Genomic DNA, 13,220 nt, shown 5'->3' on the forward strand with positions numbered 1-13,220 from the left:
TAGTATGGCACGTTCATTAAAAAAAGGACCTTATATCCACTATAAATTAGATAAGAAAGTTGCAGAAAATGTAGCTTCTAACAAAAAGACAGTCATTAAGACATGGTCTAGAGCATCAATGATTTCTCCAGATTTCGTTGGTCAGACTATAGCTGTTCACAATGGTCGTCAATTTGTTCCAGTATTTGTTACTGAAAATATGGTAGGTCATAAATTAGGAGAATTTTCACCAACACGATCTTTTAGAGGTCATGCAGGTGCTAAGAATAAAGGTAAAAAATAAGAATCATGGGAAGTCGTAAAAAACAAATGGCGGAAGCTATTAAAGCTGAGAAAAAGCAGGTTGCTTTTGCAAAGCTAAATAACTGTCCTACATCACCTAGAAAAATGCGTTTAGTAGCGGATTTAGTAAGAGGTGAAAAGGCAGAGAAAGCTCTTCAGATTCTTAGATTTAGTTCAAAAGAAGCGTCTCGTCGTTTAGAGAAACTTGTAATGTCTGCAATTGCAAACTGGCAAGCTAAAAACGAAGATGCTGATGTTGAAGAAGCTAAATTGTTTATCAAAGAAATTAGAGTAGATGGTGGAACTATGTTAAAGCGTTTGCGTCCGGCACCTCAAGGTAGAGCACACAGAATAAGAAAAAGATCTAACCACGTAACTGTGGTAGTAGATGCAATAAATAAAACACAAAGCTAAGACAGAGATATGGGACAAAAGACAAATCCAATCGGGAATCGCTTAGGAATTATCAGAGGATGGGAATCTAACTGGTACGGAGGAAACGATTATGGTGATAAACTTGCCGAAGACGATAAGATTAGAAAGTATATTCATGCTCGTCTATCTAAAGCTAGTGTAAGTAGAGTAATTATTGAGCGTACGCTTAAACTTGTAACCGTTACTATTACTACTGCTAGACCTGGTATTATTATCGGAAAAGGTGGCCAAGAAGTAGATAAGTTAAAAGAAGAGCTTAAGAAAATTACTGGTAAAGAGGTTCAATTGAACATCTTTGAGATTAAAAGACCTGAACTAGATGCATATTTAGTAGCAGCAAGTGTTGCTCGTCAAATTGAAAGCCGAATTTCATACAGACGTGCAATAAAAATGGCTATTGCCGCTGCCATACGTATGAATGCTGAAGGAATTAAAATTCAGATTAGTGGTCGTTTAAACGGAGCTGAAATGGCACGTCAAGAACACTATAAAGAAGGACGTATTCCTTTGTCTACTTTTAGAGCTGATATTGATTATGCTCTAGTAGAAGCACATACTACTTATGGTAGATTGGGCATCAAAGTTTGGATAATGAAAGGCGAAGTATATGGAAAAAGAGAACTTTCTCCATTAGTTGGTTTATCTAAGCAGCAAAAAGGTAAAGGTGGACGTGGTGGAAACAAGAACCAATCTCGTCGTAGAAAGTAATTTTTTAAAGAAAAGAAAAAATGTTACAGCCTAAAAGAACAAAATTTCGTAAGCAGCAAAAAGGACGTATGAAAGGAAATGCGGGAAGAGGTCATTTGTTATCAAATGGTACTTTCGGTATTAAATCATTAGACGCGTCATTTATAACTGCACGTCAAATAGAAGCAGCGCGTATTGCAGCTACTCGTTACATGAAAAGAGAAGGATCGTTATGGATTAAAATATTTCCAGACAAGCCTATTACAAAGAAACCTCTTGAAGTACGTATGGGTAAAGGTAAAGGTGCCGTTGAATATTGGGCAGCAGTTGTAAAACCAGGACGTATGTTATTTGAAATTAGTGGTGTGCCATTAGAAACAGCTCAAGAAGCTCTTCGTTTGGCAGCACAAAAACTTCCTGTAAAAACTAAGTTTATCATAGCTAGAGATTACGAAGCTTAATAGAAAGATATTATGAAGCAATCAGAAATTAAACAGCTTTCAACAGCTGAGTTACAAGAGAAACTTAGTGAATCTAAAAAGAGTTATACGGACCTGAAAATGGCTCACACTATATCTCCGTTAGATAATCCAATCCAGTTACGCGTTGCACGTCGCACAGTAGCTAGAGTGGCAACAGAATTAACTAAAAGAGACGTACAATAATCGTATTCTGCTGAAAGATGGAAAAAAGAAACTTAAGAAAAGAACGTATAGGGATCGTAACGAGTAACAAAATGGAGAAATCTATTGTTGTTTCAGAAGTTAAGAAAGTAAAACACCCTATGTATGGAAAATTCGTGTTAAAGACTAAGAAATATGTCGCACACGATGAGACAAACGACTGCAACGAAGGAGATACAGTAAAGATCATGGAAACACGACCTTTAAGTAAATCTAAATGTTGGAGATTAGTAGAAATAATTGAAAGAGCGAAGTAATTATGTTACAACAAGAATCAAGATTAAAAGTAGCTGATAATACTGGTGCAAAGGAAGTTTTAACTATCCGTGTACTAGGAGGAACTAAAAGAAGATATGCTTCTGTAGGAGATAAAATTGTAGTATCTGTTAAAGATGCCACTCCAAACGGACAAATCAAAAAAGGTGCTGTTTCTACAGCAGTTGTGGTTCGTACAGCTAAAGAGGTAAGACGTCCAGATGGATCTTACATTAGATTTGACGATAACGCATGTGTACTATTAAATCCTCAAGGGGAAATGAGAGGAACTCGTGTTTTTGGACCTGTAGCTAGAGAACTTCGTGATAAACAATTCATGAAAATTGTATCATTGGCACCAGAAGTGCTTTAATTGATAAATAAAATGACAAAGCTTAAAATAAAATCAGGAGATACAGTACAAGTAATTGCTGGTGATCACAAAGGATCAGAAGGTAAAGTACTTAAAGTATTAATAGATAAGAACAAAGCCATCGTAGAGGGTGTAAACATGGTTAAGAAACATACGAAACCAAGTGCACAAAATCCTCAAGGTGGAATTGTAGAGAAAGAAGCATCTATTCATATTTCTAACTTATCGTTGTTAACTTCAAAAGGAGAAACAACAAGAGTTGGTTATAAAATGGATGGAGATAATAAAGTGAGATTTTCTAAAAAATCTAATGAAGTAATTTAACTATGGCTTACGTTGCAAGATTAAAACAAGAGTATAAGGACAAAGTTGTTTCTGCTCTTACGGAAGAATTTGGATACAAAAATGTAATGCAAGTACCTAAACTTACTAAGATAGTAATATCTAAAGGTGTTGGTGCTGCTGTTGCGGATAAGAAATTAATCGATCACGCAGTAGAAGAACTTACAAAGATATCTGGACAAAAAGCTATACAAACAATGTCTAAGAAGGATGTTGCTTCTTTTAAGTTACGTAAAGGGATGCCAATTGGTGCCAAAGTAACATTAAGAGGAGAGCAAATGTATGAATTCTTAGATCGTTTGGTGACTTCAGCTTTACCACGAGTTAGAGATTTTAGCGGTATTAAAGCTACAGGTTTTGATGGACGTGGAAACTATAACTTAGGTATTGTAGAACAAATCATTTTCCCAGAAATAGATATTGATAAAGTTAATAGAATTTCAGGAATGGATATCACTTTTGTGACTTCAGCTGAAACCGATAAGGAAGCGAAGTCTTTATTAACAGAACTAGGATTACCTTTTAAAAAGAATTAAATTATGGCTAAAGAATCAATGAAAGCCCGTGAGGTTAAGCGTTCTAAAACGGTAGCTAAATATGCAGAGAAACGAAAAGCTTTAAAAGAAGCTGGCGATTACGAAGCATTACAAAAGTTACCAAAAAATGCATCACCTATACGTCAGCACAACCGTTGTAAACTTACTGGAAGACCAAAAGGTTATATGAGACAATTTGGAATTTCTCGTGTAATGTTTAGACAAATGGCTAACCAAGGTTTAATTCCTGGTGTAAAGAAAGCCAGTTGGTAAAAACGTGATATCCTTTCACGTACAATTATAGGATTATAAATTGGTTTCAGGTTTGACAATAGTGTCGAAAACCGCTACCGCAAATTAATACATATGAACACAGATCCAATAGCGGATTATTTAACGCGAGTTAGAAACGCAGTTAAGGCAAATCACAGAGTGGTTGAGATTCCTGCATCTAACTTAAAAAAAGAAATAACTAAGATTTTGTTCGATCAAGGATTTATCTTAAGTTATAAGTTTGACGACTCAACAGTACAAGGTACTATCAAAATTGCTTTGAAGTACAGTAAAGAGACAAAAGAGTCTGTCATCAAAAAAATTCAAAGAATCAGTAAACCAGGTTTACGTAAATATGCTTCTTCTAACGAAATGCCAAGAATCCTTAACGGATTAGGTATTGCAATTGTTTCTACGTCTCACGGAGTGATGACAGGAAAGCAAGCGCAGAGAGAAAATGTTGGTGGTGAAGTTTTATGTTACGTATACTAAAAACAGGAAATTATGTCAAGAATAGGTAAAAACCCAATAACAGTTCCTGAAGGTGTAACACTTGAGATTAAAGATAACACTATTACCGCTAAAGGTAAATTAGGAGAGTTAACTCAAGAATATTCAGATATTGAAATTAAATTAGAAGACGGAATTATTACTTTAGGACGTGCTTCTGATAAGAAAGATTTAAGAGCAAAACATGGTCTTTACAGAGCATTAATTGCTAATATGATAGAAGGTGTTTCTAAAGGCTGGACCAAAGAACTAGAATTAGTTGGTGTAGGTTATAGAGCATCTAACCAAGGACAAAAATTAGATTTGGCTGTAGGATTTTCTCACAATATCGTAATGGACATCGCTCCAGAAGTGAAAATTGAGACCGTTTCAGAAAAAGGTAAAAATCCAATCGTTAAATTAACATCTTTTGACAAACAATTAGTTGGCCAAGTTGCTGCAAAGATTCGTGGTTTTAGAAAACCAGAACCTTACAAAGGAAAAGGGATCAAGTTTGTTGGTGAAGAAATTAGAAGAAAAGCAGGTAAATCAGCTTAATAATTAAGTTATGGCATTGACAAAGAACGAAAGAAGAATAAGAATAAAAAACAGAATCCGTAAGGTAGTATCTGGTACGGCAACAAAACCAAGATTAGCTGTTTTTAGAAGTAATAAAGAAATTTATGCTCAACTCGTAGATGATGTAACTGGTAAAACTTTAGCTGCTGCATCTTCAAGAGATAAGGACATTGTAAAGTCTAAAGGAAACAAATCAGAAATTGCTGCATTAGTTGGTAAGTCTGTTGGTGAAAAAGCTTTGAAGGCTGGTGTTGAAACTATTTCTTTTGATAGAGGTGGTTACTTATATCATGGAAGAGTAAAATCATTAGCAGAAGGTGCTAGAGAAGCAGGACTTAAATTTTAAGACATTATGTATCAAAAATATAAAAACGCAGAGCTTGTTAAACCAAGCGGATTAGAATTAAAAGATCGCTTAGTTGGCGTGCAGCGTGTAACTAAAGTAACAAAAGGTGGTAGAGCATTTGGTTTTTCTGCAATTGTTGTTGTAGGTGACGAAACAAATGTTGTAGGACAAGGCTTAGGTAAATCTAAAGATGTAGCGACTGCAATTGCAAAAGCTATAGAAGATGCTAAGAAAAACTTAGTAAGAATTCCTATTCTTAAAGGCACAATTCCACATGAGCAAAAAGGTAAATATGGTGGTGCTAGAGTTAACATTATTCCAGCTGCACCTGGTACAGGAGTAATTGCAGGTGGAGCAGTAAGAGTTGTTCTTGAGGCCGTAGGTATACACGATGTATTATCTAAGTCGCAAGGATCTTCTAACCCTCACAACGTAGTAAAAGCAACTTTTGATGCTTTATTACAATTGAGAGATGCTAAGTCTGTAGCCAAAGAACGTGGAATTTCACTTGAAAAAGTATTTAACGGATAATCGATAGGATAAGATGGCAAAGATTAAAGTAAAGAAAGTAAAAAGTGCAATCAATCGTACTAAAAGACAAAAGCTAATTTTAGAAGCTTTAGGTTTAAAAAAGATTGGACAAGTAGTAGAGCACGACGCCACATCAAGTATCCTTGGTATGGTTAAAAAAGTTGAACACTTAGTTTCTGTTGAAGAAGCTTAAAAATATAACTTAACAATGGATTTAAGTAATTTAAAACCTGCAGAAGGTTCAGTAAAAAGTCAAGGAAAACGTGTTGGACGTGGTCAAGGCTCTGGTAAAGGTGGTACTGCAACTCGTGGTCACAAAGGAGCAAAGTCGCGTTCAGGGTATTCTAAGAAATTAGGATTTGAAGGTGGTCAAATGCCATTACAAAGACGTGTTCCTAAATTTGGATTTACAAATATTAACAGAGTGGCGTATCAAGGTATTAACTTAGATACTCTACAGAAGTTAGTAGATGAAAAAGTAATAAAGGATAGTGTTGATTTTGAAACGTTTGTATCTTTAGGATTAGCTGGTAAAAACGAGCTTGTAAAAGTCTTAGGTAGAGGTGAGTTAAAAACAAAATTAACAGTAACTGCTCATAAATTTACTGCTACGGCAAAAGCTGCTATTGAAGCTGCTGGTGGTGAAGCTGTAACTTTATAAGATTATAGGATGAAAATAATAGAAACATTAAAAAACGTTTGGAAAATCACAGAGCTTAAGGATAGAATTATCTTAACCTTAGGTTTGTTATTAGTGTATCGTTTTGGTGCTCAGGTTGTATTACCTGGTATTAATATTGATTCATTAGGTGGTTTACAAGCCGGTATGGACGGTGGAATATTAGGATTGTTAAACGCATTTACAGGTGGAGCTTTTGCTAATGCCTCAGTATTTGCTTTAGGTATTATGCCTTACATTTCTGCTTCCATTGTTGTTCAATTAATGGGTATTGCGATTCCTTATTTACAAAAACTTCAGAAAGAAGGAGCTAGTGGTCAGAAGAAAATCACTCAAATTACACGTTGGTTAACCATCGGTATTTGTTTGGTACAAGCACCTGGTTATTTAGCTAGTATACCAGGATTATCTGGTTCTACATCTATGGGTGCAATGTTAGTGCCTGGTTTTAGTGAAAATTTATTCTACTTTTCTTCAGTAATTATTTTAGTAACAGGTTGTGTATTTGCAATGTGGTTAGGTGAAAAGATTACGGATAAAGGAATTGGTAATGGTATTTCATTATTAATTATGGTAGGTATTATCGCAACGTTGCCACAATCATTTATTCAAAATGCAGCTTCTAGATTAGAAGGTAATGGTGGATTTATGATGATATTAATAGAGATGGTTATATGGTTTGTAATCATTTTAGCATCAGTATTCTTAGTAATGGCAGTTAGAAAAATAGCTGTACAGTACGCAAGAAGAACCGCTTCTGGTGGTTACGAAAAGAATGTATTCGGTTCACGTCAGTTTTTACCATTAAAGTTAAACGCATCTGGTGTAATGCCAATTATCTTTGCACAAGCAATTATGTTTGTACCAAGTTTAATAGGTGGTTCTGCTTGGTTGAAAGATACAGACACAGGAGTTTGGATGCAGGCTAATTTTTCTGATATGTTTGGATTTTGGTACAATTTAATTTTTGCTTTATTAATTATAGTTTTTACTTATTTTTATACGGCAATTACAGTACCTACAAATAAAATGGCAGATGATTTAAAACGTAGTGGTGGATTTATTCCAGGTATACGTCCAGGATCAGAAACCTCAGAATATTTAGATAAGATAATGTCACAAATTACCTTACCAGGTTCTATATTTTTAGCATTGGTTGCTGTTTTTCCAGCATTTGTAATGAAATTAATGAGCGTGCAGGCAGGTTGGGCATTATTCTTCGGTGGTACATCACTTTTAATTATGGTTGGTGTAGCAATCGATACCATGCAACAGATTAATTCTTATTTATTGAATAAGCATTATGATGGCTTAATGAAGACAGGTAAGAATAGAAAAGCAGTTGGGCAATAAGATGAATCATTAGAAGTCAGTCTTAGAAATTAGGCAAGATACTTGCAATATAAAGACTGAACACTAAATATATATTATGGCAAAACAAGCAGCAATAGAACAAGACGGCACAATTATAGAGGCATTATCAAATGCTATGTTTCGTGTTGAATTAGAAAATGGTCATATAGTGACTGCACATATCTCAGGTAAAATGCGTATGCATTATATTAAGTTACTACCAGGAGATAAGGTGAAATTAGAAATGAGCCCTTACGATTTAACGAAGGCTCGAATAACATATAGATACTAAAACGATGAAACCGTTAGGTTACATCTTATAATAGTAGTAATAAATTAAACAAGATGAAAGTTAGAGCATCAGTAAAGAAAAGAAGCGCAGACTGTAAACTAGTGCGCAGAAAAGGTAGACTTTACGTCATTAACAAAAAGAATCCTAGATTCAAACAAAGACAAGGGTAATTATGGCAAGAATTGCAGGTGTAGACATACCAAAACAGAAAAGAGGAGTAATCTCTTTAACTTATATCTACGGAGTAGGTAGAAGTAGATCTAAGGAAATTTTAGCAGCAGCTAAAGTTGACGAGAACACAAAAGTACAAGATTGGACTGACGACGAGATTGGAGCAATCCGTGAAGTTGTTGGAACTTTTAAAATCGAAGGAGAATTACGTTCGGAAACACAAATGAACATTAAGCGATTAATGGATATTGGATGTTACAGAGGTATTCGTCATAGAGTTGGTCTTCCATTAAGAGGACAACGTACTAAAAATAACTCTCGTACAAGAAAAGGAAGACGTAAAACAGTTGCTAACAAAAAGAAAGTAACTAAGTAATAATAGTCTTTAGTCTATTAGACGTTGGAAAGAATCTGTTTGAAATTTAACGGTTTAGGATTCTAGCGACTATAAACTAATACTAAAAGCTAAACATATAATGGCAAAGACAAGTACAAAAAAACGTAAAGTTATAGTTGATGCAATAGGAGAAGCTCATATCACTGCTTCTTTTAACAACATCATTATTTCTTTAACAAACAAAAAAGGTGACGTTATTTCTTGGTCATCAGCTGGAAAAATGGGCTTTAGAGGTTCTAAAAAGAACACTCCTTATGCTGCTCAATTAGCTGCAGAAGATGCTTCAGCAGTTGCTAAAGAAGCTGGTTTAAAGAAAGTAAAAGTATACGTTAAAGGACCTGGTAACGGTAGAGAATCTGCAATAAGATCTATACACAATGCAGGTATTGAAGTTTCAGAAATTGTTGATGTAACTCCATTACCACATAACGGTTGTCGTCCACCAAAAAGACGTAGAGTTTAATCTGAATGCTGTTCAGATTTCTAACAGATTATAGTTAGAAAAACATACTCAAATTTATTAATAAACTAATATCTCACATTTATGTGCTGATATTAGTTTATTTTGTATAAATTTGCAAACTGAAAAATTATAAACAAGTATCAACAAGAGATCAACGATTTTTGAAGGATAAGATTAAGACCTTAATTCACTAATCACTCTTAAAAACAATTTAAAATGGCAAGATATACTGGTCCTAAAACTAAAATAGCCCGTAAATTCGGACAAGCTATCTTCGGAGACGACAAAGCCTTCGAAAAAAGGAATTATCCACCAGGACAACACGGAAACAACCGTCGTCGTGGTAAAAAATCTGAATACTCAGTTCAGTTAATGGAGAAGCAAAAAGCTAAATATACTTATGGTATTTTAGAAAAGCAATTCAGAAACATGTTTAAAAGAGCAACTTCTGCTAAAGGAATTACAGGTGAAGTTTTACTTCAATTTTGTGAATCTCGTTTAGATAATGTTGTTTACAGAATGGGTATCTCTCCTTCAAGAAGTGGTGCAAGACAATTAGTATCTCACAGACACATTACAGTAAACGGTGAAAAGGTAAATATTCCTTCTTACCAATTAAAAGCTGGTGATGTTGTAGGTGTTAGAGAAAAATCTAAATCATTAGAAGCTATTCAGAATTCATTATCTAACTCTAGTAATGTTTACGAATGGATCACTTGGAATACAGGTTCAATGGAAGGAACTTATGTTGCTGTTCCTGCAAGAATTCAGATTCCGGAACAAATCAACGAGCAATTAATCGTTGAACTTTACTCTAAATAATAAATTAATCATATTGGTATTTAGCCAAAGGGTTTATAGTCTTCTTCATACTTATAAACCGCGCAACTAAATAACAATTAAAACGAAGAACACTATGGCAATATTAAATTTTCAGAAGCCTGATAAAGTTATAATGATTGATTCTACTGATTTCGAAGGTAAATTCGAATTCAGACCATTAGAACCAGGATACGGATTAACAGTAGGAAATGCGTTAAGACGTGTATTATTATCTTCTTTAGAAGGTTTTGCAATTACATCAGTAAGAATTGAAGGTGTAGATCACGAATTTTCTACGATCGCAGGTGTAGTTGAAGATGTTACTGAAATGATTTTGAACTTAAAGCAAGTTAACTTTAAGCGTCAAATCGAAGAAGTTGATAACGAAACTGTTACCATTTCTATCTCAGGACAAAATCAAATTACAGCAGGTGATTTCCAGAAGTTTATCTCAGGTTTCCAAGTATTAAATACAGATTTAGTGATCTGTAACTTAGATCCTAAAGTAAACATCAATATGGAATTGACGATTGAAAAAGGTAGAGGTTATGTTCCAGCAGAAGAAAATAAGAAAGCTTCAGCAGCAGTAGGAACAATATTTACGGATTCTATTTTCACACCAATCCAAAATGTGAAATATGCAATTGAAAACTTCCGTGTAGAACAAAAAACGGATTATGAAAAATTAGTTTTCGAAATTAGAACTGATGGCTCTATCAATCCAAAAGATGCTTTAACGGAAGCAGCTAAAATATTAATTCACCACTTCATGTTATTCTCAGATGAGCGTATCACGTTAGAAGCTGATGAAATAGCACAAACAGAAACTTATGATGAAGAATCACTTCACATGAGACAACTATTGAAAACTAAATTAGTTGATATGGATCTTTCTGTACGTGCACTTAACTGTTTAAAAGCTGCAGAAGTAGATACTTTAGGAGACTTAGTATCATTCAACAAAAATGATTTAATGAAATTCAGAAACTTCGGTAAGAAGTCTTTAACTGAGCTAGAAGAATTAGTGAATGTTAAAGGTCTTAACTTCGGTATGGATTTAAGTAAATATAAATTAGACAAAGATTAAATGGTTTGTGATTCCTGCGAAAGCGGGAATCTCATTCTAATGATCATAATTAATTATTAATAATCATATTTTGCTCCTCAAAAAAGAGTTTGGTAGCAAGATGATAAAACAAATGTCATGAGACACGGAAAAAAATTCAACCACTTAGGAAGACAAACAGCGCACAGAAAGTCAATGTTAGCAAATATGGCTTGTTCTTTAATAGAGCACAAGCGTATTAACACTACTGTTGCAAAAGCAAAAGCTTTAAAGCAGTTTGTTGAGCCAATGATTACAAAATCTAAAACAGACACTACTCATAATAGACGTCTTGTTATGTCAAAATTAAGACAAACAGGTGCTGTTGCAGAATTGTTTAGAGATGTAGCGCCAAAGATTGGAGATCGTCCAGGTGGATATACACGTATCATCAAATTAGGAAACAGATTAGGTGATAACGCTGATATGGCAATGATTGAGTTAGTTGATTACAACGAACTTTATTCAGCTGCTAAACCAGAGAAGAAAACACGTAGAAGTAGAAGAGGAGGAAGCAAAGCAAAAGCGGCGACACCTGCACCTACGGAAACTAAAACTTCTAACGAAGAAGAGTAAAAATGCTAGTAAAAAAACGAATGAAATTTGAAATCAAAACTGATCAAAATTTGAAATCGTTTTTTGCATTTCACAAATCGCGATTAGCGCGTATTAATAAGCATTGATAAATATAAAGGATAGACTGTTTCAGTTTATCCTTTTTTTTTTGGATTTTTGCAAAAATTAAAAATTAATTTTACTTGGTTGTATTGTCCCCTTGAAGGGACTTTAGGGGTGTTTTAAAATGTATTTAAAATTATTTCTTCCAACTAATGTGACTCAATAACATAACCAATGAAATACAAACAAAGAAAAAAAGCCCTTATTCTTTTAGCTGACGGTACAATTTTTCATGGTAAATCCATAGGAAAAGAAGGTTCTGCTTTTGGCGAAGTCTGTTTTAATACTGGTACAACAGGTTATCAGGAAATATTCACAGACCCTTCGTATTACGGTCAACTTATGGTAACCACCAATGCCCATATTGGAAATTACGGAACAAAAGCAGATGAAGTTGAGTCTGATGATGTAAAAATAGCGGGATTAATTTGTAAAAATTTTAGCTTTAATTATTCAAGACCAGCGGCAGATGCGTCTTTAGAAGATTTCTTTGAAAAGCATAATACCCTAGCCATCGCAGACGTAGATACAAGAGCATTGGTAAGCTATATTAGAGATAATGGAGCCATGAATGCTGTAATTACTACTGAGGTCGATAATATTGATGCGCTTAAAGCACAATTGGCAGAATTCCCTTCAATGAAAGGTTTAGAATTAGCCTCTAAAGTATCTACTAAAGAACCTTATTTTGTTGGTGATGAAAACGCAACCTATAAAATTGCGGCCTTAGATATCGGTATCAAAAAGAATATTCTCAGAAACCTAGCAAAGCGCGATGCTTACATAAAAGTATTTCCATACAATGCAACATTTGAAGACTTAGAAGGATTTAATCCAGATGGCTATTTCTTATCTAACGGACCTGGTGATCCAGAACCTTTAGAAGAGGCTATTACTCTGGCGAAAGACATTATAGCAAATAACAAACCGTTATTCGGAATTTGTTTAGGACATCAGGTGATTGCTTTGGCAAACGGAATTTCAACATATAAAATGCATAATGGTCACAGAGGAATTAATCATCCTGTAAAAAATTTAGTCACAGGTAAAGGGGAAATTACATCCCAAAACCATGGGTTTGCAATTAATAGAGAAGAAACGGAAGCCAATGCAAATGTAGAAATTACACATGTGCATTTAAACGATAATACAGTTGCAGGTATCAAACTAAAAGACAAAAATTGTTTTTCAGTACAGTATCATCCAGAGGCAAGTCCTGGTCCAAATGATTCACTCTATCTGTTTGACCAATTTATAGAGAATATTAAAAATAAATAATACCAAAAACGCAATAAAACACCATTTTTATTGCGTTTTTTTTGTTTCGAAAACATTATAGTAAATAGTATTCATAATTATGATTTTTGTTCTGTTTTAAGCTATAGATTTTCGTAAATTTGACTAGCTTATAGGCTAGTCATACTGAACACGTTTCAGTATTTCAATAGA

At 34.3% G+C, this 13,220-nt stretch carries 25 protein-coding genes; all 25 read left to right on the forward strand.

All coding sequences use genetic code 11. The features are described 5' to 3' along the window. Positions 1-4 precede the first annotated feature (4 nt). The 25 genes from rpsS to carA all read left to right on the forward strand — a co-directional run bounded on the left by rpsS (position 5) and on the right by carA (position 13,049). A complete protein-coding gene (gene rpsS / locus ITJ86_RS10740; RefSeq protein ID WP_020897652.1) occupies positions 5-283 on the forward strand; it encodes a 30S ribosomal protein S19 in 279 nt (92 codons plus the stop codon). 5 nt (positions 284-288) lie between these two features. After that, positions 289-696 (forward strand): 50S ribosomal protein L22, encoded by a 408-nt coding sequence (gene rplV, locus ITJ86_RS10745; protein ID WP_195871641.1) that lies wholly within the window; start codon positions 289-291, stop codon positions 694-696. 9 nt (positions 697-705) lie between these two features. Continuing rightward, on the forward strand, positions 706-1,425 hold the full coding sequence (gene rpsC, locus ITJ86_RS10750; RefSeq protein ID WP_195871642.1) for a 30S ribosomal protein S3: 720 nt from the start codon (positions 706-708) through the stop codon (positions 1,423-1,425). A gap of 20 nt (positions 1,426-1,445) precedes the next feature. Then, a complete protein-coding gene (rplP, locus tag ITJ86_RS10755) occupies positions 1,446-1,865 on the forward strand; it encodes a 50S ribosomal protein L16 (protein WP_195871643.1) in 420 nt (139 codons plus the stop codon). Between the two features lie 12 nt (positions 1,866-1,877). Then, positions 1,878-2,069: a 50S ribosomal protein L29 gene (gene rpmC / locus ITJ86_RS10760; protein WP_115818549.1), complete on the forward strand. Its 192-nt coding sequence runs from the start codon at positions 1,878-1,880 to the stop codon at positions 2,067-2,069. Positions 2,070-2,086: 17 nt separating this feature from the next. Beyond that, positions 2,087-2,344 (forward strand): 30S ribosomal protein S17, encoded by a 258-nt coding sequence (gene rpsQ / locus ITJ86_RS10765; protein ID WP_040756784.1) that lies wholly within the window; start codon positions 2,087-2,089, stop codon positions 2,342-2,344. Between the two features lie 2 nt (positions 2,345-2,346). Continuing rightward, positions 2,347-2,715, forward strand: a complete 369-nt coding sequence (gene rplN, locus ITJ86_RS10770) for a 50S ribosomal protein L14 (protein WP_092446808.1) — start codon at positions 2,347-2,349, stop codon at positions 2,713-2,715. A 12-nt stretch (positions 2,716-2,727) separates the two neighbouring features. Beyond that, positions 2,728-3,039: a 50S ribosomal protein L24 gene (gene rplX, locus ITJ86_RS10775; RefSeq protein WP_195871644.1), complete on the forward strand. Its 312-nt coding sequence runs from the start codon at positions 2,728-2,730 to the stop codon at positions 3,037-3,039. 2 nt (positions 3,040-3,041) lie between these two features. Next, positions 3,042-3,593 carry a 50S ribosomal protein L5 gene (gene rplE / locus ITJ86_RS10780; protein ID WP_195871645.1) on the forward strand — a complete coding sequence of 184 codons (552 nt, stop codon included), beginning with the start codon at positions 3,042-3,044 and terminating at the stop codon, positions 3,591-3,593. 3 nt (positions 3,594-3,596) lie between these two features. Beyond that, positions 3,597-3,866, forward strand: coding sequence for a 30S ribosomal protein S14 (gene rpsN, locus ITJ86_RS10785; RefSeq protein ID WP_195871646.1), 270 nt, complete (start codon positions 3,597-3,599; stop codon positions 3,864-3,866). Between the two features lie 93 nt (positions 3,867-3,959). Beyond that, positions 3,960-4,358: a 30S ribosomal protein S8 gene (gene rpsH, locus ITJ86_RS10790; protein ID WP_195871647.1), complete on the forward strand. Its 399-nt coding sequence runs from the start codon at positions 3,960-3,962 to the stop codon at positions 4,356-4,358. 12 nt (positions 4,359-4,370) lie between these two features. Then, positions 4,371-4,913: a 50S ribosomal protein L6 gene (gene rplF, locus ITJ86_RS10795; RefSeq protein WP_195871648.1), complete on the forward strand. Its 543-nt coding sequence runs from the start codon at positions 4,371-4,373 to the stop codon at positions 4,911-4,913. Between the two features lie 10 nt (positions 4,914-4,923). Next, positions 4,924-5,280 carry a 50S ribosomal protein L18 gene (rplR, locus tag ITJ86_RS10800; RefSeq protein WP_195871649.1) on the forward strand — a complete coding sequence of 119 codons (357 nt, stop codon included), beginning with the start codon at positions 4,924-4,926 and terminating at the stop codon, positions 5,278-5,280. A gap of 6 nt (positions 5,281-5,286) precedes the next feature. Further along, the gene (gene rpsE, locus ITJ86_RS10805; RefSeq protein ID WP_092469515.1) at positions 5,287-5,811 is read left to right on the forward strand and encodes a 30S ribosomal protein S5; all 525 of its coding nucleotides are present in this window, start codon (positions 5,287-5,289) and stop codon (positions 5,809-5,811) included. 13 nt (positions 5,812-5,824) lie between these two features. Then, positions 5,825-6,004 (forward strand): 50S ribosomal protein L30, encoded by a 180-nt coding sequence (rpmD, locus tag ITJ86_RS10810; RefSeq protein WP_195871650.1) that lies wholly within the window; start codon positions 5,825-5,827, stop codon positions 6,002-6,004. A gap of 15 nt (positions 6,005-6,019) precedes the next feature. Continuing rightward, positions 6,020-6,472: a 50S ribosomal protein L15 gene (gene rplO, locus ITJ86_RS10815; protein WP_195871651.1), complete on the forward strand. Its 453-nt coding sequence runs from the start codon at positions 6,020-6,022 to the stop codon at positions 6,470-6,472. 9 nt (positions 6,473-6,481) lie between these two features. Further along, entirely contained in the window at positions 6,482-7,843 is a 1,362-nt protein-coding gene (gene secY, locus ITJ86_RS10820; protein ID WP_195871652.1) for a preprotein translocase subunit SecY, read from the forward strand. A 76-nt stretch (positions 7,844-7,919) separates the two neighbouring features. Further along, the gene (gene infA / locus ITJ86_RS10825; protein WP_007094967.1) at positions 7,920-8,135 is read left to right on the forward strand and encodes a translation initiation factor IF-1; all 216 of its coding nucleotides are present in this window, start codon (positions 7,920-7,922) and stop codon (positions 8,133-8,135) included. Between the two features lie 53 nt (positions 8,136-8,188). Further along, the gene (gene ykgO / locus ITJ86_RS10830; RefSeq protein ID WP_008269159.1) at positions 8,189-8,305 is read left to right on the forward strand and encodes a type B 50S ribosomal protein L36; all 117 of its coding nucleotides are present in this window, start codon (positions 8,189-8,191) and stop codon (positions 8,303-8,305) included. A gap of 2 nt (positions 8,306-8,307) precedes the next feature. Then, positions 8,308-8,682, forward strand: coding sequence for a 30S ribosomal protein S13 (gene rpsM / locus ITJ86_RS10835; RefSeq protein WP_195871653.1), 375 nt, complete (start codon positions 8,308-8,310; stop codon positions 8,680-8,682). Between the two features lie 100 nt (positions 8,683-8,782). After that, positions 8,783-9,166, forward strand: coding sequence for a 30S ribosomal protein S11 (gene rpsK / locus ITJ86_RS10840; RefSeq protein WP_195871654.1), 384 nt, complete (start codon positions 8,783-8,785; stop codon positions 9,164-9,166). Positions 9,167-9,382: 216 nt separating this feature from the next. Next, complete coding sequence (gene rpsD, locus ITJ86_RS10845) at positions 9,383-9,988, forward strand: 30S ribosomal protein S4 (RefSeq protein WP_195871655.1); 606 nt, start codon at positions 9,383-9,385, stop codon at positions 9,986-9,988. 94 nt (positions 9,989-10,082) lie between these two features. Then, a complete protein-coding gene (locus tag ITJ86_RS10850; RefSeq protein WP_195871656.1) occupies positions 10,083-11,075 on the forward strand; it encodes a DNA-directed RNA polymerase subunit alpha in 993 nt (330 codons plus the stop codon). Positions 11,076-11,192: 117 nt separating this feature from the next. Beyond that, positions 11,193-11,669, forward strand: a complete 477-nt coding sequence (gene rplQ / locus ITJ86_RS10855; RefSeq protein ID WP_195871657.1) for a 50S ribosomal protein L17 — start codon at positions 11,193-11,195, stop codon at positions 11,667-11,669. Between the two features lie 276 nt (positions 11,670-11,945). After that, positions 11,946-13,049, forward strand: a complete 1,104-nt coding sequence (carA, locus tag ITJ86_RS10860) for a glutamine-hydrolyzing carbamoyl-phosphate synthase small subunit (RefSeq protein WP_195871658.1) — start codon at positions 11,946-11,948, stop codon at positions 13,047-13,049. Positions 13,050-13,220: the final 171 nt, after the last annotated feature.

The organism is Winogradskyella marina, from assembly GCF_015645385.1.
Classification (GTDB): domain Bacteria; phylum Bacteroidota; class Bacteroidia; order Flavobacteriales; family Flavobacteriaceae; genus Winogradskyella; species Winogradskyella marina.

Coding starts and splice junctions, on each gene's coding strand:
- rpsQ (WP_040756784.1), top strand. CDS start 2,087: ATGGAAAAAAGAAACTTAAGAAAAGAACGTATAGGGATCGTAACGAGT.
- rplP (WP_195871643.1), top strand. CDS start 1,446: ATGTTACAGCCTAAAAGAACAAAATTTCGTAAGCAGCAAAAAGGACGT.
- rpsN (WP_195871646.1), top strand. CDS start 3,597: ATGGCTAAAGAATCAATGAAAGCCCGTGAGGTTAAGCGTTCTAAAACG.
- carA (WP_195871658.1), top strand. CDS start 11,946: ATGAAATACAAACAAAGAAAAAAAGCCCTTATTCTTTTAGCTGACGGT.
- rplQ (WP_195871657.1), top strand. CDS start 11,193: ATGAGACACGGAAAAAAATTCAACCACTTAGGAAGACAAACAGCGCAC.
- rpmD (WP_195871650.1), top strand. CDS start 5,825: ATGGCAAAGATTAAAGTAAAGAAAGTAAAAAGTGCAATCAATCGTACT.
- rplV (WP_195871641.1), top strand. CDS start 289: ATGGGAAGTCGTAAAAAACAAATGGCGGAAGCTATTAAAGCTGAGAAA.
- rpsM (WP_195871653.1), top strand. CDS start 8,308: ATGGCAAGAATTGCAGGTGTAGACATACCAAAACAGAAAAGAGGAGTA.
- rpsE (WP_092469515.1), top strand. CDS start 5,287: ATGTATCAAAAATATAAAAACGCAGAGCTTGTTAAACCAAGCGGATTA.
- rplE (WP_195871645.1), top strand. CDS start 3,042: ATGGCTTACGTTGCAAGATTAAAACAAGAGTATAAGGACAAAGTTGTT.
- rplR (WP_195871649.1), top strand. CDS start 4,924: ATGGCATTGACAAAGAACGAAAGAAGAATAAGAATAAAAAACAGAATC.
- rplN (WP_092446808.1), top strand. CDS start 2,347: ATGTTACAACAAGAATCAAGATTAAAAGTAGCTGATAATACTGGTGCA.
- infA (WP_007094967.1), top strand. CDS start 7,920: ATGGCAAAACAAGCAGCAATAGAACAAGACGGCACAATTATAGAGGCA.
- rplF (WP_195871648.1), top strand. CDS start 4,371: ATGTCAAGAATAGGTAAAAACCCAATAACAGTTCCTGAAGGTGTAACA.
- rpsC (WP_195871642.1), top strand. CDS start 706: ATGGGACAAAAGACAAATCCAATCGGGAATCGCTTAGGAATTATCAGA.
- ITJ86_RS10850 (WP_195871656.1), top strand. CDS start 10,083: ATGGCAATATTAAATTTTCAGAAGCCTGATAAAGTTATAATGATTGAT.
- rpsH (WP_195871647.1), top strand. CDS start 3,960: ATGAACACAGATCCAATAGCGGATTATTTAACGCGAGTTAGAAACGCA.
- rpsS (WP_020897652.1), top strand. CDS start 5: ATGGCACGTTCATTAAAAAAAGGACCTTATATCCACTATAAATTAGAT.
- rpsK (WP_195871654.1), top strand. CDS start 8,783: ATGGCAAAGACAAGTACAAAAAAACGTAAAGTTATAGTTGATGCAATA.
- ykgO (WP_008269159.1), top strand. CDS start 8,189: ATGAAAGTTAGAGCATCAGTAAAGAAAAGAAGCGCAGACTGTAAACTA.
- rplO (WP_195871651.1), top strand. CDS start 6,020: ATGGATTTAAGTAATTTAAAACCTGCAGAAGGTTCAGTAAAAAGTCAA.
- secY (WP_195871652.1), top strand. CDS start 6,482: ATGAAAATAATAGAAACATTAAAAAACGTTTGGAAAATCACAGAGCTT.
- rplX (WP_195871644.1), top strand. CDS start 2,728: ATGACAAAGCTTAAAATAAAATCAGGAGATACAGTACAAGTAATTGCT.
- rpsD (WP_195871655.1), top strand. CDS start 9,383: ATGGCAAGATATACTGGTCCTAAAACTAAAATAGCCCGTAAATTCGGA.
- rpmC (WP_115818549.1), top strand. CDS start 1,878: ATGAAGCAATCAGAAATTAAACAGCTTTCAACAGCTGAGTTACAAGAG.